The 16,004-nt window shown below is 61.0% G+C and carries 20 protein-coding genes and 1 pseudogene; 5 read left to right on the forward strand and 16 right to left on the reverse strand.

The features are described from left to right. Positions 1 to 39: 39 nt before the first annotated feature. The 3 genes and pseudogenes from ACZ89E_RS03795 to ACZ89E_RS03805 form a co-directional block, all read right to left on the reverse strand. Positions 40 to 399 (reverse strand): DUF7079 family protein, encoded by a 360-nt coding sequence (locus ACZ89E_RS03795; protein WP_476257014.1) that lies wholly within the window; start codon positions 397 to 399, stop codon positions 40 to 42. Between the two features lie 27 nt (positions 400 to 426). Next, positions 427 to 936, reverse strand: a pseudogene (locus ACZ89E_RS03800) (P-loop NTPase family protein); the annotation flags it as partial. Between the two features lie 107 nt (positions 937 to 1,043). Further along, positions 1,044 to 1,940, reverse strand: a complete 897-nt coding sequence (locus ACZ89E_RS03805; RefSeq protein WP_149659844.1) for a DMT family transporter — start codon at positions 1,938 to 1,940, stop codon at positions 1,044 to 1,046. A gap of 84 nt (positions 1,941 to 2,024) precedes the next feature. Here ACZ89E_RS03805 and ACZ89E_RS03810 point away from each other — a divergent pair, with 84 nt between their 5' ends. Further along, complete coding sequence (locus ACZ89E_RS03810; protein WP_476254876.1) at positions 2,025 to 3,356, forward strand: aminotransferase-like domain-containing protein; 1,332 nt, start codon at positions 2,025 to 2,027, stop codon at positions 3,354 to 3,356. Here ACZ89E_RS03810 and ACZ89E_RS03815 read toward each other — a convergent pair. From ACZ89E_RS03815 to ACZ89E_RS03830, 4 genes are all read right to left on the reverse strand, one after another. Further along, positions 3,347 to 3,661, reverse strand: a complete 315-nt coding sequence (locus ACZ89E_RS03815; protein WP_476254877.1) for a DUF7693 family protein — start codon at positions 3,659 to 3,661, stop codon at positions 3,347 to 3,349. The genes ACZ89E_RS03810 and ACZ89E_RS03815 overlap by 10 nt on opposite strands. Next, positions 3,658 to 4,113: a MarR family winged helix-turn-helix transcriptional regulator gene (locus tag ACZ89E_RS03820; RefSeq protein ID WP_149659841.1), complete on the reverse strand. Its 456-nt coding sequence runs from the start codon at positions 4,111 to 4,113 to the stop codon at positions 3,658 to 3,660. Before ACZ89E_RS03820 ends, ACZ89E_RS03815 begins: the two co-directional genes overlap by 4 nt. Before the next feature lie 135 nt (positions 4,114 to 4,248). Continuing rightward, the gene (locus ACZ89E_RS03825) at positions 4,249 to 4,701 is read right to left on the reverse strand and encodes an Ohr family peroxiredoxin (protein WP_149659840.1); all 453 of its coding nucleotides are present in this window, start codon (positions 4,699 to 4,701) and stop codon (positions 4,249 to 4,251) included. A gap of 103 nt (positions 4,702 to 4,804) precedes the next feature. Further along, positions 4,805 to 5,257, reverse strand: a complete 453-nt coding sequence (locus ACZ89E_RS03830; protein WP_476254878.1) for an Ohr family peroxiredoxin — start codon at positions 5,255 to 5,257, stop codon at positions 4,805 to 4,807. A 222-nt stretch (positions 5,258 to 5,479) separates the two neighbouring features. Between ACZ89E_RS03830 and ACZ89E_RS03835 the strand changes: the two genes are divergently transcribed. Next, complete coding sequence (locus ACZ89E_RS03835) at positions 5,480 to 5,860, forward strand: RidA family protein (RefSeq protein WP_149659838.1); 381 nt, start codon at positions 5,480 to 5,482, stop codon at positions 5,858 to 5,860. Between the two features lie 46 nt (positions 5,861 to 5,906). Here the strand turns inward: ACZ89E_RS03835 and ACZ89E_RS03840 are convergent, their stop codons facing one another. The 3 genes from ACZ89E_RS03840 to ACZ89E_RS03850 all read right to left on the reverse strand — a co-directional run bounded on the left by ACZ89E_RS03840 (position 5,907) and on the right by ACZ89E_RS03850 (position 7,515). Continuing rightward, positions 5,907 to 6,194 carry a hypothetical protein gene (locus tag ACZ89E_RS03840; RefSeq protein WP_149659837.1) on the reverse strand — a complete coding sequence of 96 codons (288 nt, stop codon included), beginning with the start codon at positions 6,192 to 6,194 and terminating at the stop codon, positions 5,907 to 5,909. A gap of 133 nt (positions 6,195 to 6,327) precedes the next feature. Beyond that, positions 6,328 to 6,498: a DUF2986 domain-containing protein gene (locus tag ACZ89E_RS03845; RefSeq protein WP_149659836.1), complete on the reverse strand. Its 171-nt coding sequence runs from the start codon at positions 6,496 to 6,498 to the stop codon at positions 6,328 to 6,330. Between the two features lie 72 nt (positions 6,499 to 6,570). Further along, a complete protein-coding gene (locus ACZ89E_RS03850; RefSeq protein ID WP_476254879.1) occupies positions 6,571 to 7,515 on the reverse strand; it encodes a LysR family transcriptional regulator in 945 nt (314 codons plus the stop codon). Between the two features lie 124 nt (positions 7,516 to 7,639). On the opposite strand from ACZ89E_RS03850, the gene ACZ89E_RS03855 reads away from it, so the two are divergent. Further along, on the forward strand, positions 7,640 to 7,915 hold the full coding sequence (locus ACZ89E_RS03855; RefSeq protein ID WP_476254880.1) for a DUF2798 domain-containing protein: 276 nt from the start codon (positions 7,640 to 7,642) through the stop codon (positions 7,913 to 7,915). A gap of 50 nt (positions 7,916 to 7,965) precedes the next feature. Here the strand turns inward: ACZ89E_RS03855 and msrA are convergent, their stop codons facing one another. Beyond that, positions 7,966 to 8,472, reverse strand: a complete 507-nt coding sequence (gene msrA / locus ACZ89E_RS03860) for a peptide-methionine (S)-S-oxide reductase MsrA (protein ID WP_476254881.1) — start codon at positions 8,470 to 8,472, stop codon at positions 7,966 to 7,968. Positions 8,473 to 8,659: 187 nt separating this feature from the next. On the opposite strand from msrA, the gene ACZ89E_RS03865 reads away from it, so the two are divergent. Then, on the forward strand, positions 8,660 to 8,785 hold the full coding sequence (locus ACZ89E_RS03865; protein ID WP_476254882.1) for a hypothetical protein: 126 nt from the start codon (positions 8,660 to 8,662) through the stop codon (positions 8,783 to 8,785). Positions 8,786 to 8,889: 104 nt separating this feature from the next. On the opposite strand, the gene ACZ89E_RS03870 is transcribed toward ACZ89E_RS03865, so the two are convergent. Beyond that, positions 8,890 to 9,111: a hypothetical protein gene (locus ACZ89E_RS03870; protein WP_476254883.1), complete on the reverse strand. Its 222-nt coding sequence runs from the start codon at positions 9,109 to 9,111 to the stop codon at positions 8,890 to 8,892. A 51-nt stretch (positions 9,112 to 9,162) separates the two neighbouring features. Next, complete coding sequence (locus tag ACZ89E_RS03875) at positions 9,163 to 9,297, reverse strand: hypothetical protein (RefSeq protein ID WP_476254884.1); 135 nt, start codon at positions 9,295 to 9,297, stop codon at positions 9,163 to 9,165. Positions 9,298 to 9,702: 405 nt separating this feature from the next. On the opposite strand from ACZ89E_RS03875, the gene ACZ89E_RS03880 reads away from it, so the two are divergent. Continuing rightward, complete coding sequence (locus tag ACZ89E_RS03880; RefSeq protein WP_463257822.1) at positions 9,703 to 10,185, forward strand: VOC family protein; 483 nt, start codon at positions 9,703 to 9,705, stop codon at positions 10,183 to 10,185. 690 nt (positions 10,186 to 10,875) lie between these two features. Here ACZ89E_RS03880 and ACZ89E_RS03885 read toward each other — a convergent pair. From ACZ89E_RS03885 to kdpD, 3 genes are all read right to left on the reverse strand, one after another. Further along, positions 10,876 to 12,327 (reverse strand): hypothetical protein, encoded by a 1,452-nt coding sequence (locus ACZ89E_RS03885; protein WP_476254885.1) that lies wholly within the window; start codon positions 12,325 to 12,327, stop codon positions 10,876 to 10,878. A gap of 294 nt (positions 12,328 to 12,621) precedes the next feature. Continuing rightward, positions 12,622 to 13,311, reverse strand: coding sequence for a response regulator (locus ACZ89E_RS03890; protein ID WP_476254886.1), 690 nt, complete (start codon positions 13,309 to 13,311; stop codon positions 12,622 to 12,624). Then, complete coding sequence (gene kdpD, locus ACZ89E_RS03895; RefSeq protein ID WP_476254887.1) at positions 13,308 to 16,004, reverse strand: two-component system sensor histidine kinase KdpD; 2,697 nt, start codon at positions 16,002 to 16,004, stop codon at positions 13,308 to 13,310. Before kdpD ends, ACZ89E_RS03890 begins: the two co-directional genes overlap by 4 nt.

The following is a 16,004-nucleotide window of genomic DNA, read 5'->3' on the forward strand; positions in this document are numbered from 1 at the left end:
TCGCTTATCCCGACGAATCAGGCAGAGCCCTTGAGGATTTCAGTCGATGAATCTCATGATTTCTTTCCAGACATAACCGTAGCTATAGCGCAGCCAGGCGATTTTCAGTTTGGCCACTGCGCGGCGCGTAAGACTGCGTGCCCGCGCTTGCAGTGTCGTTTCAATTTCACTTAATAGCCATTCGTCCTTGAAGCCTGTCCAGACCGGGGGGACAGGCGTTTCAAGGTTGCTGAAACATACCGGAGCGACTTCCGAGTAGAGGATGTCTTCCACGACGTTCAGGTCATAGCCGCGGATTCGCTCGGCGATAGACGCGTAATCGACAGCGCTGTCGACAAACGCCTCGGCCAGCGCGATCTGAATACTCGCTCTTTCAGCAGCAGTTGGAAGTTGTCCCAATGGGCCAGTTCCTCCAGCGCTACGTCGATTCAGGCCAGCCAGAAAACCGGAAATCTGCGCCGCACTTCGAAGGTGAACAACCGGAATCAGCGGCCCGATGGCCAGGCGCGCAGCCTCGGTGTGGGGGCGTGTGGTGCGGTCAAAATCCCAGACATACTTCAGAAAACCGAAAAATTCCTTGTCCAGCCTTTCGGTGCAGCCTGCCGGAAGATCGGCGCGTGGTCGGTTCAGCACGCTGCGCAGAATGACTCGCCGCAAGCAGGTGGTGCGCGGTGTATCGAGCCAGATGATGAGATCCGCCCGGGGCAGCCTTAACGCGAAGGTCTTTGTGGAGTAATTGCCTTCACAAATCCAGGCGTCCCCGGCGACGGCTTGCCGAACCCGTGTGCGGAAAATGTCGGTATCCGCTTCGACCCAACCGGGTTCCCAAAACAACGTATCGAGGTGGACCACCGGCAAATCAAGACGCTTGCCTATTTCACGCGCCAAGGTGGATTTGCCACTCCCCGAGTTGCCCAGTATCACGATGCGCTGCATCAGCATTTCCCTTGCCGAAAACGGGCAATGCTATCCCATCCGCTGGGGTAAAGAACAATGGACAGCCTCGGTTGTTGCTCATACGGGTGGAGGACTGCGCCGTGTGTCTATCTCGAAAACTTCCGCGCCCCCGCCACACAAAGAATCACCGCCACCGTCACCCCAAGCATGCCCAGGCTGACCTGTTCATGCAGCAACGTAGCCGCCAGCGCCAGGCCAAAAAACGGTTGCAGCAACTGAAGCTGACCTACCGCGGCAATCCCGCCTTGGGCCAGCCCGCGATACCAGAAGACGAAACCGATCAACATGCTGAAGATCGATACGTACGCCAGGCTCAGCCACGCCGGTGTAGAAATGGTGGCGAACGAAGGCGGGGCCTTGAACACGCTCAGCAGCGCCATGACCGGCAGCGACAGCACCAGTGCCCAACTGATCACCTGCCAGCCGCCCAGTGTTTTTGAAAGCTTCGCGCCCTCCGCATAGCCGAGGCCGCAGACGATGATCGCCAGCAGCATTAGCAGGTCGCCGGCCGGGGAGGCCGTCAGCCCCTGGGACACCGCGAAGCCCACCACCAACAGGCTGCCCAGTACTGAGAAAAACCAGAACACCGGCCGTGGACGCTCGCCACCGCGCAACACACCGAACACCGCAGTGGCGAGCGGCAACAGGCCGACGAAGACGATGGAATGCGCCGAGGTCACGTACTGCAACGCCAGCGCGGTCAGCAGCGGAAACCCCACGACGACGCCGATGGCGACGATGGCCAAGGGCAGCAGTTGATGTCTGGCGGGGCGCTTTTCCTTGAACAGCACCAGCAAGCAAAGCGCCAGAAGTCCGGCAATGGTCGCCCGGGCAACGGTGAGGAATACCGGATCGAATTCCAGCACGGCCACTCGGGTCGCGGGCAACGAGGCGCTGAAGATGATGACGCCGATCAGTCCGTTGAGCCATCCGCTCGTGGTCTTGGCCGTGGCCGGGTTTTGCAGCTTCGATGTCTGTTCCATGATGAGGTCCCACTCAATGTGCCGTGATCCATCGTATGATCGAAAATCACTACAATCAAAAAATCGTCATGGATACATTTCCGTATGCCTCGCTCACGGTACAAAACATTAGTGGATGCTTTTGCGGCTGACATCAGGTCGGGAAAACTGTTGCCGGGTACGCGCTTGCCGACCCACCGCCAACTGGCGGCCACGGAAGGGCTCGCGCTGGTGACCGCCTCGCGGGTGTATGCCGAGCTTGAAGCCATGGGCCTGGTCAGCGGGGAAACGGGGCGCGGCACGTTCGTGCGCGAAACCTCGTTGCCGCCGGGTTTGGGGATGGATCAGAAAGTCGTGGCGGTGGGCATGACCGATCTCAATTTCAACTATCCGTCGCTTCCCGGGCAAGCCGACCTGCTGCGCAGTGCACTGCGTCAGTTGGCGTCGTCCGGCGATCTTGAGTCGTTGCTGCGCTACCAGCCACACGCGGGGCGTACGCATGAACGTGCGTCGATCGCCCGGCATCTGGGCACGCGAGGGCTGACGGTGGAGGCTGAACAGGTGCTGGTGGTCAGCGGCGCCCAGCATGGGTTGGCGGTGACGATGATGGCGCTGCTGCAACCCGGTGATGTGATTGCCGCCGATGCGTTGACCTATTCGGGGTTCAAGGTGTTGGCCGAGTCGCTGCACCTGGAAGTGCTGCCGATTCCGGTGCTCGAGCACGGTCCGGATCTGGAGGCGCTGGAGCGTTTGTGCCGCCAGCGACGGGTGCGGGCCGTGTATTCGATGCCGACGATTCACAACCCGCTGGGATGGGTGATGGATGCCGCTCAGCGCGAGGCTCTGGTGACGATTGCGCGCCAGCATGACCTGCTGATCATTGAAGATGCGGCGTACGCTTTCCTGGCCGAGAACCCGCCGGCACCCTTGGCGTACCTGGCCCCCGAGCGCACGGTTTACGTGTCCGGGTTATCGAAAAGTGTCGCCACCGGGCTGCGCGTGGGCTTCATTGCCGCCCCTGTCGAAAAGGTGCCCGCACTGGAACGAGCGATCCGGGCGACCACTTGGAACACCCCGGGCGTATTGACCGCCATCGCGAGCACGTGGCTCGATGACGGCACCGTCACACAGCTGGAAGCGGAAAAGCGTCTGGACGCGCAAGCCAGGCAATCGATGGCCCGCGAGGTGCTGGCGGGGCTGCCGTGGGTGGGGCATCCATCGTCGTATTTTCTGTGGCTGCCGCTGCCCGAGGATGCGCGGGCGGAGCAGATCGTAAAGGAACTGATGCGTGAGCAGGTGTCGGTGTCGACCGCCGAGCCGTTTGCAACGTCAGCCCATGTACCCCATGCCATCCGCCTGGCGCTGGGTTCTGCCGACATGGGCGCGCTGCGTTTGGCCCTGGAAAAAGTGAAGTGGGTGATCGGGGCTTATGCGTAGCCCGGCGCCAGCAAGCGCTCGATCTGCGCCAATTCCCAGGTGCTGAGCAAACTGACCGGGTCGGTGCCGTAACGATGCCAGGACTCGAAAGTGACTTCGCGGCCGTCCGGGCTCTGGCAGTTTTGGCAGTGGCGCAAATGATTGCCGTCGAGGTCGAGGGTCAGGCGCCAGCCTTCGATATCAATTGTTACCTGACCCGATGCGCTGGGTGTGTCGAGGCACTGCAACGCGCGAATGCCCAGTGCGGCATCGCGCAATAACTGGCACACCTCGCGGGCGGTCAGGGCAGGGCGGTGATCGGTCACTCGTCTTTCGTCGACTTGATGACATTGCTGCGCAACCGCACGATCGCTTTCTGCAGTTGGGTAAATTCGTCCTGGGTCAGCCCCGTGGTATCGGGGGACAACTGCGGCTGGTCTTCACGCAAATCGCGGCCGGCCTGCGTCAGGTTGATCCGCACCTGGCGCTCGTCCTCGGGGTCGCGTTGGCGCTGTAAATAACCCATCACTTCGAGCTTTTTCAGGATCGGCGTGAGGGTGTTCGATTCCAGGAACAACTTTTCGCCCAAGCTGCCGACGGTCTGATTATCTTCCTCCCACAACGCCACAATGGTGATGTATTGCGTGTAGGTCAGCCCGACCCGCTCGAGGACCGGCTTATAGGCTTTGCCGAACGCCAGGTTGGTGGAGTAGACCGCGAAACACAGGAAGTCGGAGAGCTTCAGGTCTGTGGGGGACGGGGAGTCTTTGGATTTCATGGGCATCCTCTTTGGCCATCGGTTGATGGCTCGAATGCGTGGAATATACATCGGGTGCGATGGTGTCGGAAGTGCTCAGACTCGTGGCAGCAAGCCGGTTTGACGAGCAAAGTCTCGCCAAACCGGCCCGGCACATTACGCCGTCTGAACGTTCAGGGCCACGTCGATGTTGCCTCGCGTCGCTTTCGAGTACGGGCAGATCTGGTCGGCGGTGTGCGCCAGCGTCGTCGCCACATCGTGCGCCAGGCCTGGCACGCGCAGGGTCAAGCGCGCCTGGAGGAAGTAGGCGTCGCCGGTCTGGCCGAGGTCGACTTCAATGTCGACGGAGAAATCGGACGGCAGCACCACGTTCATCTCACCGGCCACGAGGCCGACGGCGGCGGTGTAGCAGGCCGACCAGGCGCCAGCGAACAATTGCTCGGCGTGCGGGTGCGGCTGGACGGCCGAGAACACGTGGGCCGGTTTTGCGTTGCCGGGCGAGGACAACTGAATGTCGAGGCTGCCGTTATGACCGCGCGAAGTCGTGCCGGCGCTGCTGGCGGTGGTGTGAGTTTTGCCGCTGGCCAGTACTTTTTCAATCTTGCTCATGATGATTCCTGAAAGTTTCGATTTGTTTTCGTATGCGCTTATATCGCATGCGATATATGTGGCGCTTCTAAGGGGGCGGTTGTGATCAAGCCCACGCAAGGCTTCAAGCGGTGAGAACGTTCAGGGCCACGTCGATGTTGCCTTTGATCGCTTTCGAGTAAGGGCAGATGCTGTCGGCGGCATGCACCAGCGCGCTCGCGTCATCGTGCGACAGGCCCGGTACGCGCAGGGTCAAGCGAGCCTGGAGGAAGTAGGCCTCGCCGGTCTGGCCCAGATCGACTTCGATGTCGACGGCATGATCGGCCGGCAACTCGATATTCAGTTGCTTGGACGCGAGGCCGACGGCGGCGATGAAACAGGCGGACCAGGCGCCGGCGAACAATTGCTCGGCAGTCGGGTGCGGCTGGATGGCCTTGAACTCGTGCACCAGTTTGGCGCTGCCCGGCGAGGAGAGCTGAATGTCGACGCTGCCGTTATGACCGCGCGAAGTGGTGCCAGCGCTGCTCAGGGTGGTGTGGGTTTTGCCGCTGGCCAGGACTTTTTCGATCTTGCTCATGGGATGAATCCTCAAAATTGCATTACGTGTGATTTTGTTATCGTATACGTTTATATCGCATCCGATGGAAATAATAGTCCCGCAGACGCAAAGGGGTGTCAATAGGGGCGTTGAGTGCTGGCCGACGAGTGGTCGGGACTGCGCTTTTTGCGCCAATCTGCGAACAAGCCGTCGATGCGCTGTAAACTGGCCGCCTTTTCTCACCTCGAACAAGAGAACCTCATGGCAAACCAAGACATCGCTTTCACCCCCGATCCAGACGCAGACTCCATCTCCTCCGATGTCGCCGGTTTCGGCGGCCTGCTGGTCTCCACGCAGATTCCCACCCACGCCGATGGCAGCCTGGAGCTGGGTGGTATCGTCGAGCAGAGTGAATGCACCTTGCAGGCGCTAAAGGTGGCGCTGGAGGGCGCGGGCAGTTCGATGGATCGGGTGTTGCACCTGACCATCTACCTGACCGACATGGCCGACCGCGCCGCTTTCAATGAGGTGTACAAGCGCTTCTTCGCCAAGCCGTGGCCGGTCCGCGCCGCGGTTGGCGTGGCTGCTTTGGCCGTCGAAGGGATGCGGGTGGAAGTGACCGCGATGGCGGCCAAAGCCTGATCGGCGAGTGACCCGGTGGCGCCGCTGAATCAGCGACCGCCGCCAGTTATTTCTTGCACTGCGCCAACACCACCTGGCAAGTACTCGGCGTGCCACCGGAGCGGCCGGCATAGCGCATGCAGTTGTTCAGGGATTTTTGCCGCGCCATGCTCAAGGTGTCGCCCCAGGCCAGGCCGCCTTCGCCGGATGTGGGGAGCGCTTTGGCATAGCAGCTTGAGCCCAGGCTTGCGGTCGAATGGCGATGGCCGGCACATCCCGCTATCAGCGCAAGGGTGATGGCGAGCAGGAAGGGAAGGCCCCATGACGAGCATTGGCGCGCAGTTTTTCCGGTCATGCCATGTCCCCCTGTATCAACAGGCTGGAGGCGTGTTGGTGGGCGTGTGTATTGAGAATAGCGGGTATTGCGCCTGTCCCGGCAGCGGCGGGCACGGCCATGAAAGTTTCACGTTTCTGATGCGAAGGTGATTTCAATCGACAGCATCGTTGGCTGGAACAATTGCGTCTTGACCCGGCTCGGCAGCCAGTTTCAATCGGTCGGCTTTGCTGATGTATTTGGACTTGTTGGCCGGTGCCAGTTTGGCACTGGCCTTTTTGGCGTGGGCCTTTAATAACTGGGTGATTTTTTTACGACGATTCATGTTTTCTACTCGGTTTGTCAGGTCTTGAATGATCTATATCGCGCTGATGGGGTCGTCCTGGTGGAAGGCATTCTACCTTTCTTCGATGTCGCCAGCGTCCATCGGCCAGCGCGTTTCCAGATACTCCGCCAGATAACTCATGAACGCCTTGACCTTGGGCGTCAGGGCGGCGCGTTCCTGGACGCATGCGTATATGTCGAGGGGTTCGGCGTAGGCATAGGCTTCGGCGTCGCGATGTTCGAACAGCGGAACGAGTTGCCCGCTGTCGAGGTAGGGCGCAGCCACGAACTCGGCCAGGCGGGTAATGCCCGCGCCGCGGATCGCCATTTGCGCCAGCGCGTCAATGTCGTCGCTGATGGCGGTGGCGTTGATCGTTGCGTCATACCGCTGTCCATCGCGGATAAAACCCCAGCGTAGAAAACGCCCGTCCAGCGGATAACGAAATGCCAGGCAGGCGTGCTGTTGAAGATCTTCCGGGGCGTGCGGCCAGCCGACGCGTTCCAGATAAGCGGGGGAGGCGCAGATGATAAACGGCACCGACACAATCTTGCGCGCGACGATCCCTTCTTCCAGTTGCGGCTTGATCCGCAAGCTCAGATCAATGCCTTCCTGAATGTGATTGATTTTGCGATCGGTGGTGGAGAGTTCGAGGATCAGACGCGGGTAACGCGCCGCGAAGCCGGCGATGACGGTTGCCAAGACATGCCGGCCAAACGCCGAGGTAGACGCGATGCTCAGGCGCCCTTGCAGCGGAGTGTGTGCGTGGGTGATTGCGCTGTGCGCCGATTCGAGATCGCGCGCGATGTGTTTCACTTTTTCGTAGTACGCCGTGCCGTTCTCGGTCAACGCCATGCTGCGTGTGGTGCGTTGGAGCAGGCGCGTGTCCAGGTGCGTTTCCAGACGATTGAGGGTCTGGCTCACGGCCGCGGCGCTGACGCCCAACGTCTTGGCGGCGCCGACGATGGAGCCGGCTTCAACGACCTTGATAAAGCTGTCTATGGCGCCGAGCAGGTTCATTGTTTGGCCTGATCTGATTCGTAAGTTTCTCTTTATAAAGCACTCACGGATAAGCGTCTAGTTGGCGATTGCCTGGCTTGTTATGGTGCGGATCCTTATCAATCGAAGGTCAATAAGGTCTGATATGAATTCAAAGACAACCGCCAAAACACTGTTCCAAAACCCACGTAAGCTTTCGGCCCGCGCGACGCCCTATGTGTTTGCCCTGTACATGGCGGCGATCATGGCGCTGCTGATGTCGTTTGTGATTACGGCGGCCAATTCCGGTATTCAGCAGGATTTTCTAAGTAATGCGCTGCACGCTTACCAGTTGGCGATGCCCGTGGCGTTCCTGTGCATCCTTGTCGTGCGTCCTGTTGTGATCAGGCTGGTGGCGTTGACGGTGCGTCCCCATCACTGAACTTCGCCCAAAAAAAGAGGCGGCTCATTCGAGCCGCCTTAGTTCAGTGATCAACCGCGCCGGGGCAGTTTCCAGTTTGGGCGGATGAAGTGGCAGGTGTAACCGTTGGGCAAGCGTTCGAGGTAGTCCTGGTGTTCCGGTTCGGCTTCCCAGAATGGCCCGGCCGGGCTGATTTCGGTGACCACCTTGCCGGGCCAGAGGCCGGAGGCTTCGACGTCGGCGACGGTGTCTTCGGCCACCTGTTTCTGCTCATCGCTGAGGTAGAAAAGGGCAGAGCGATAGCTGGCGCCGATGTCGTTGCCCTGGCGATTCTGGGTCGTCGGGTCATGGATCTGGAAGAAAAACTCGAGAATCTGGCGGTAGCTGATCTGCTGCGGGTCGAACACGATCTCGATCGCTTCCGCGTGGTTGCCATGGTTGCGATAGGTCGCATTCGGTACATCGCCACCGGAATAACCCACCCGCGTGGACACCACGCCGGGATAGCGTCGCAGTAGATCCTGCATGCCCCAGAAGCAGCCACCGGCCAGGAGGGCGGTTTCGGTTTGCGTCGTCATAAGCGGTCATTTCCCTCAGTGAAAGCGTGCGTTACTGATTGATGATCGGACGGTTGAACTGGTCGGAGTAACTGCCGTCCATCAGCGAGGATGCCACTCGATCCGAACCTATGCCACTGCGCGAGTAGGCGAGGCGGGCGGAGCCGACGTGATCGGCGCCGTCTGCGGCGAGGGCTCCGGCGCCGACGTGGTCGGAGCCGTCAGCGGCGACTGCTCCGGCGCCGACTCGATCTGCGCCGTCAGCGGCAACGGCTCCGGCGCCGACTCGATCTGCGCCGTCTGCGGCAACGGCTCCGGCACCGACTCGATCTGAGCCGTCAGCGGCAACTGCTCCAGCGCCGACTCGATCCGAGCCGTCAGCGGCAACAGCACCAGCGCCTACCCGATCTGAGCCGTCAGCGGCAACTGCTCCGGCGCCTACGCGATCCGAGCCGTCAGCGGCAACGGCTCCGGCGCCGACGCGATCTGAACCATCAGCGGCAACGGCTCCGGCACCAACACGATCCGAGCCGTCAGCGGCAACGGCTCCGGCACCAACACGATCCGAGCCGTCAGCGGCAACGGCTCCGGCACCAACACGATCCGAGCCATCAGCGGCAACAGCTCCAGCCCCAACACGATCCGAGCCATCAGCAGCAACAGCACCGGCGCCTACGCGATCCGAGCCGTCAGCGGCAACAGCACCAGCGCCTACGCGATCCGATCCGTCAGCGGCAACTGCACCAGCGCCAACACGATCCGAGCCATCAGCAGCAACAGCACCGGCCCCAACACGATCCGAGCCATCAGCAGCAACAGCTCCAGCGCCAACGCGATCCGAGCCATCAGCAGCCACCGACCCCGCCCCGACATGATCCGCACCATCCGCCGCCACGGCTTGCGCCTTCGCAGCCAGCGCACTGGGCACCATCACCGTCGCCGCGAGCGCCAATACAACGCCTGAAAAAAACTTGTATTTCATGATGTTCTCCATAACCCATCAGCCACAAAGCCATCAAGCACGACCGGTCGTTCGATCCTGGGCGACACGACGCACGGGCTCGGGCTGGTTACGTTGGCGATTGGCACGGGTGCGCCCATGGCGCACGGGTGTCGACGTATTGCATGACAAAGCGATAACCAACTGAAGAGTATAGATCGGCCTGGGTGACTGGCCCGGACCGGTGACCATCGGTGCTGAAAATGCGCAGCTAGAATGATCGGGGTCAGTCTGAATGTTGGAGAACCGAAATGCTCAGCAAAAACATCATTTGCCTCTGGTACGACGGCGCCGCGCTGGAGGCCGCGACCTTCTACGCCAAAACCTTCCCGGACAGCACGGTGGACGCGGTGCATCGCGCGCCGGGCGACTATCCGGCGGGTAAGCAGGGCGATGTCCTGACCGTCGAATTCACCGTGATGGGCATCCCCTGTCTCGGGTTGAACGGCGGCTCCGGGGTCAAGCACAACGAGGCGTTTTCGTTCCAGGTCGCGACCGACGACCAGGCCGAAACGGACCGCTTGTGGCATGCGATTGTCAGCAACGGTGGCAAGGAAAACGTCTGCGGCTGGTGCCAGGACAAATGGGGACTGTCCTGGCAAATCACCCCGCGCATCCTGTCGGCCGCGATCACCGACCCCGATCAAGCGAAGGCCAAACGGGCATTCGACGCCATGATGACCATGGGCAAGATCGACATCGCGGCGATCGAAGCAGCGCTGAAACCCCGGTAGGAGCGAAGCTTGCTCGCGAAGGCGTCAGGCCTGACACACCGCGTCATCGTTCATCGCGAGCAAGCTTTGCTCCTACGGCGAAGGTGTCGGGCCTGACACACCGCGTTATCGTTCTTCGCGGGCAAGCCTCGATCCTACACATAAATCAGCCCCGATCCCTTGTAGGAGCGAAGCTTGCTCGCGAAGGCGTCAGGCCTGACACGCCGCGTTATCGTTCATCGCGGGCAAGCCTCGCTCCTACAAATAAATCAGCCCCGATCCCTGTAGGAGCGAAGCTTGCTCGCGAAGGTGTCAGGCCTGGCACACCGCGTCATCGTTCTTCGCGAGCAAGCTTTGCTCCTACGGCGAAGGCGTCGGACCTGACACACCGTGTCATCGTTCATCGCGAGCAAGCTTTGCTCCTACGGTGAGAGCGTCAGGCCTGGAATACCGCGTCATCGTTCTTCGCGGGCAAGCCTCGCTTCTACACATAAATCAGCCCCGATCCCTTGTAGGAGCGAAGCTTGCTCGCGAAGGCGTCAGGCACGACTCGGTCGTAGCCATTGACGAGAAAGCGGGTACGACGGGTTCAACCGGGCAGGTTGCGAGAGAGGACAACCCTGCAGTTAAAAACTGCAGGGAGAGTTGGCTTTTAGCCTTGACTGGAGACCGGCTAATGGGAGTCCCCATTATTTATGGGTAAACACCACTTCACTCCAAAGCCTCAATGCTCCATTCCCCTTGCCAATCCTTCGCGACGTACCGAACCGGCACGAACATGCCATACGCTTCCAGGTAGGCGTAAAAAGCGGTGCCCTGGCCGAGGTGGTAGTCATCACCCGTACAGCTGAACACCTTGGCAGTCCCTGTCAGGCTCGGGTAGTACGCGCTGGCGGGCTTTTGTGATTCGACGTCGCAAGTGAACCGGTCGTCGACCGGCACCAAACCTTTGCCATAGTGCTCTGTGGGGCGCTGCACGGTGTAGCTCAGGAGCGCGCCGACCGGCATATTTGCCCAATCGCCTTCGAAGCGCAGGTCCGAGAGGGCGCTGTCTTCAATTTCTATCAGATCGGCGACAGTCGTGAATTTACTGTCAGCCAGTTTTATCAAGCCGCGGAAACTAACGTTGGCCCGTTGCTCTCGTGCGCTTTTAAAGCGCTCAAGCAATTGATTAACCGACGCCTCTGGCTGGTATCTGGCGTCACGTCCCTTGTACCGCACACCGACCTCTGAAAACTGTTTCGGCTCGGACATGTCCTTGAACACCAAGCGCAGGTGCTGAATGCTTTTTTCCGGTTTGGGCATCTTCAATGCCGCGATGGCTTTCAATACCGGGGCAGTAACGACGGGGACAGGCAGTTCAAAGGATGACTGCTCACGCCCATCGAAATGTGCGTATTGATCCAGCGACTGCGGCGTACCACAGCCCAGCTCAAGCAACCGGCGCTCGTCAGCTGAGAGGCTTTGCAAGCGGATGGCTTCAGGATTTGTTTTCATCTCCCCCGCGATCACGCGACTGCGCTTATCCAGGTAGAAACTGCTCAGCGCCGTCAGTTCTTGCCGCGAGCAGTTGGCTGTCCACCGCTGGCGTACCTGCCCATACAGGCTGGTTTGGTCAGGTAGCAACAACTCGGCGGGCGGCACTCGAGCCGTCCAGAACGTCACTTCATCACCTTTTACCTTCAGGCTGGCGCGGTCGATCATCTGCCAATCCTGATGCTCCGGGGCCGAGAACACTCGCCATTCGGGCGATGCGGTCTGGGTGCAAACCTGCTTGAACTGAGCGCTTTGCAGGTATTGGCTCTTTTGTTCCGCCGGTAATTGCCAGGATTCCTCTGTGCGACCCCGCGGATCGATGGCAAACCGCGACATTCCGCCTTTGCTGCGGTAGGCCATTTGCGCATCAGGCTGCTTGCAGTCCGCGTCGAAACGCGCCAAATAGCGGTCTTCCGGCCCCAGTGATGACACCACGACATAGGTGATTCGGTCCCGTTCGCGGATGATCGAATTAGGCTCGGGCGTTTCCACCAACACACTGTTGAACACCGCGAGGCCTGGTTGCGGGGTTTTAACAGGTGTGGGTTTTGTCGTCTGGCATCCAGAGAGGATCAGCGCAACGGCGAACAGTGAGAAACGGCGGAAGGGGTGGAGCGTGGCATCCATGCGGGCGTACTACATTGATTGAGTGATGGCATATTAGCATGAGCCTGTAGGAGCAAAGCTTGCTCGCGAAGGCGTCGGACCTGACACACCGCGTCATCGTTCATCGCGAGCAAGCTTTGCTCCTACGGTGAGAGCGTCAGGCCTGGCATACCGCGTCATCGTTCTTCGCGGGCAAGCCTCGCTCCTACACAAAAATCAGCCCCGATCCCTGTAGGAGCGAAGCTTGCTCGCGAAGGCGTCGGACCTGACACACCGCGTCATCGTTCATCGCGAGCAAGCTTTGCTCTTACAGGGTCATGGGATAAACCGATACCCAACCCCCGTCTCCGTCACCAGATGCTTTGGCTGCGAAGGATCCACCTCGACCTTCTTCCTCAACCCTCCCATAAACACCCGCAGATACGGCGTATCCGTCGTATGCGACGGGCCCCACACCGCTTTCAACAGTTGCAAATGGGTCAACACCCGATTCGGATGCGAGCAAAGGTGTACCAGCAGCCGATACTCCAGCGGCGTCAAATGCAGCGGTGCGCCGGAGCGTTCCACTACCCGGCGTTCGATGTCGATGCGCACGTCGCCAAAGCTCAGCACTGAACTGTTATCGGCCTCTTTCGCCTGCCGGCGTAGCAAGGCGCGCACTCGGGCGAGCAATTCGCCGGTGCCAAACGGCTTCACCAGGTAATCGTCAGCGCCGGTGTCGAGGGCGAGGATTTTGTCCGATTCGGCGCCTCGGGCGGACAGCACGATGATGGGGACCGGCGACCAGCTGCGCACGTCGCGGATCAGGTCGATGCCGTCGCCATCGGGCAGGCCGAGGTCGAGGATGATCAGGTCCGGGCGGCGGGTGCCGGCGTCGATGAGACCGCGGTGGAAGGTGTCGGCTTCATGTACGTCCAGGCCTTCGGCTTGCAGGGCCATGCGCACGAAGCGGCGGATTTCCTTTTCGTCCTCGATGATCAGGACGTGGGGCACAGAGTCGGTCATGGCTGTTCCTCGTCAGTCTGCGGGGCGAAGGATTCGATAACGGGCGGGGTTTCGCGGGGCAGGCGCAGCGTGAAGCGCGCGCCGCCTTCGGGCCGGGTGGCGCCGACGATGGTGCCGTCATGGGCCTGGGCGATGGCCCGGCAGATGGCCAAACCCAGGCCGACGCCGGGGATGGCGCTTTCCTTTTTGCCGCGCATGAATTTGCTGAAGATCGCTTCTTCGTGACCCTGGGGCAGGCCCGGGCCTTCGTCGGCGACCCACACTTCGATCGTATCGGGCGTGGCCGAGGCGCCCAGGTTGATAGTGGTGGCGGGCGGGGTGTATTTGACGGCGTTTTCGATCAGGTTGATCAGGATGCGCTCGATCAACACCGCGTCGATCCTTACCGGCGGCAAGTCATCCTCCAGGGCGACGTGCACGGTTCGCCCGCCGAGGATCGGCTGCACGGCACGCAAGGCACTGCCGACCACGTCTTCCACCGGTTGCCACTGCCGATTCAACACCACTTTGCCGGACTCCAGTCGCGCCATGTCCAGCAGGTTGTTGACCAGGGTGTTCATGCGCAGCGCCGATTCACCCACCGCCGTGGCGATCTCGGCCGCTTCGCCGGTCAGCGCTGGCTGGGTCAGTTTGAGCGCTTCGGCGAGGCCGACCATCACCGACAGCGGCGTGCGCAAATCATGGGAAATCGCCGACAGCAGCGAGTTGCGCAAGCGCTCGGATTCCATTTGCACGGTCGTGTCCTGGGCCACGTTGATGTAGTGAATCCGTTCGAGGGAAATGGCCAGCAACGACGCGCAGGTATCGAGTAAACGCCGCTGTTCCGGCACCACCAACCGCGTCGTGTCCCGGGGCTGCACGGCGAGGATGCCGCGCACGCGCATCGGCGCCGACAACGGCAGGTACAGCGTGGTGCTGGAGGGCAGGGTATCGGTGCCGTAACCGGCCGGTTCGGTTTTATCGAATGACCACTGCGCAATTGCCAGATCGACTTGCGGGGCATCGCCAGTGACCATCGGCGCCAGCAATTTGTTGTTGTCATCGGCCACCAGCAACGCCGAGCGGGCGCCGAATTCGGCGCTTAGAAATTGCGCGCTGATCTCGGCCACCTGTTCGGTGATCAGCGCGGCGGACAGCAGACGCGACATGTCATACAGCGCGCGCATGCGGTCTTCGCGCCGTTGCGCCACCCGTGCCTGGTACGTCAGGCCGGCGGTCATCTGCCCGATCACCAACGCCACCACCAGCATCACAACGAAGGTCACCAGGTACTGCACATCGGCAAACGCGAAGGAAAAACGCGGCGAGACAAAGAAAAAATCGAAGGCGCCAACGGACATGAACGCCGCCATCACCGCCGGGCCACGACCGAAGCGCACGGCGACGGCGACCACCGCCAGCAGGAACAGCATGACGATGTTGGCCTGTTCGAGAACGTTCGCCAGCGGCATGGCGATCAGCGTTGTCGCCGCGCAGATCCCGGCGCTCCACAGATACGTCGACCACAGAATCGGACTTTCGCGGGTTTCAGGCTTGCTTTCCGGGCGCTGGCTGGAGGCAGGCAACGACACTTGAATCACATCCAGATCCGCGCCCAGCGCACCAATCCGATCCGCCAGCACCTGGCGCCAAAACTTTCGCCGTGGACGTTCGTCACGTCCCAGCACCACCTTGGACAGATTGTGCATGCGCGCATATTTAACCAGCGTTTCGGCAATGTCCTGACCGGCCAGGGTCGAGATCTGCGCGCCCATGTCCTGGGCCAGTTTCAAAGTCGCCAGCACCCGACGACGCTTGGCCTCGGGCAGGCGCTGCAAGGCCGGGGTTTCGACAAACACCGCATGCCACGGCACGTTCAATTGCGCGGCCAGGCGCGCCGTCGAACGCACGGTTTTCTCCGCCTGTTCATGGGGCCCGATGCAGGCGAGTAGCGAGTCGCGGGTGCCCCACACCGGTTTCACCGCGCTGCTTTGGCGGTACTGCAACATGTCGCTGTCGACCCGGTCGGCGGTGCGCCGCAGCGCCAGTTCCCGCAGGGCGATCAGGTTGCCTTTGCGAAAGAAATTCTGCACCGCGCGCTCGGCCTGTTGCGCGAGGTAGACCTTGCCTTCCTTCAAGCGCTGCAACAGATCGTCGGGCGGCAAGTCGACGATCACCACCTCGTCGGCAGTATCGAATACATGGTCGGGCACGGTTTCCCACACCCGAATGCCGGTGATGCCACCGACGATATCGTTGAGGCTTTCCAGGTGCTGGACGTTCATGGTCGACCAGACATCGATCCCGGCGCTGAGCAGTTCTTCCACGTCCTGCCAGCGTTTCGGATGCCGCGAGCCGACGGCATTGGAGTGGGCGAGTTCGTCGATCAGGATCAGCCCCGGCGCGCGGGCGAGGGCGGCGTCGAGGTCGAATTCGCTGACGGTGCGCTGCTTATCGATGACCCGTTTGAGCGGCAGCACTTCGAGGCCTTCGATCAGCGCCTGGGTTTCGGCGCGACCGTGGGTTTCGATCACACCGATCAGCACCTTGATGGCTTGCGACTGCGCGGTATGGGCGGCGGCGAGCATGGCGTAGGTCTTGCCGACCCCGGCACTGGCGCCAAAGAAAATCTTCAGCCGACCGCGTTTGGCTTGCGCTTCCTCTTCGCGAATCCGGGCCAGTAGCTGGTCCGGGTCAGGACGTTGTTCGGCCAT

Source organism: Pseudomonas sp. TE3899 (genome assembly GCF_056279105.1).

Excerpts from the sequence above, each read along its gene's own strand:
- ACZ89E_RS03855 (WP_476254880.1), top strand. The coding sequence starts at position 7,640 with ATGAATTCAAAGACAACCGCCAAAACACTGTTCCAAAACCCACGTAAG.
- ACZ89E_RS03845 (WP_149659836.1), bottom strand. The coding sequence starts at position 6,498 with ATGAATCGTCGTAAAAAAATCACCCAGTTATTAAAGGCCCACGCCAAA.
- msrA (WP_476254881.1), bottom strand. The coding sequence starts at position 8,472 with ATGACGACGCAAACCGAAACCGCCCTCCTGGCCGGTGGCTGCTTCTGG.
- ACZ89E_RS03830 (WP_476254878.1), bottom strand. The coding sequence starts at position 5,257 with ATGAGCAAGATCGAAAAAGTCCTGGCCAGCGGCAAAACCCACACCACC.
- ACZ89E_RS03890 (WP_476254886.1), bottom strand. The coding sequence starts at position 13,311 with ATGACCGACTCTGTGCCCCACGTCCTGATCATCGAGGACGAAAAGGAA.
- ACZ89E_RS03835 (WP_149659838.1), top strand. The coding sequence starts at position 5,480 with ATGGCAAACCAAGACATCGCTTTCACCCCCGATCCAGACGCAGACTCC.
- ACZ89E_RS03820 (WP_149659841.1), bottom strand. The coding sequence starts at position 4,113 with ATGAAATCCAAAGACTCCCCGTCCCCCACAGACCTGAAGCTCTCCGAC.
- ACZ89E_RS03875 (WP_476254884.1), bottom strand. The coding sequence starts at position 9,297 with ATGGCTCGGATCGCGTTGGCGCTGGAGCTGTTGCTGCTGATGGCTCGG.
- ACZ89E_RS03805 (WP_149659844.1), bottom strand. The coding sequence starts at position 1,940 with ATGGAACAGACATCGAAGCTGCAAAACCCGGCCACGGCCAAGACCACG.
- ACZ89E_RS03885 (WP_476254885.1), bottom strand. The coding sequence starts at position 12,327 with ATGGATGCCACGCTCCACCCCTTCCGCCGTTTCTCACTGTTCGCCGTT.
- ACZ89E_RS03880 (WP_463257822.1), top strand. The coding sequence starts at position 9,703 with ATGCTCAGCAAAAACATCATTTGCCTCTGGTACGACGGCGCCGCGCTG.
- kdpD (WP_476254887.1), bottom strand. The coding sequence starts at position 16,004 with ATGGCCGAACAACGTCCTGACCCGGACCAGCTACTGGCCCGGATTCGC.
- ACZ89E_RS03825 (WP_149659840.1), bottom strand. The coding sequence starts at position 4,701 with ATGAGCAAGATTGAAAAAGTACTGGCCAGCGGCAAAACTCACACCACC.
- ACZ89E_RS03840 (WP_149659837.1), bottom strand. The coding sequence starts at position 6,194 with ATGACCGGAAAAACTGCGCGCCAATGCTCGTCATGGGGCCTTCCCTTC.
- ACZ89E_RS03850 (WP_476254879.1), bottom strand. The coding sequence starts at position 7,515 with ATGAACCTGCTCGGCGCCATAGACAGCTTTATCAAGGTCGTTGAAGCC.
- ACZ89E_RS03810 (WP_476254876.1), top strand. The coding sequence starts at position 2,025 with ATGCCTCGCTCACGGTACAAAACATTAGTGGATGCTTTTGCGGCTGAC.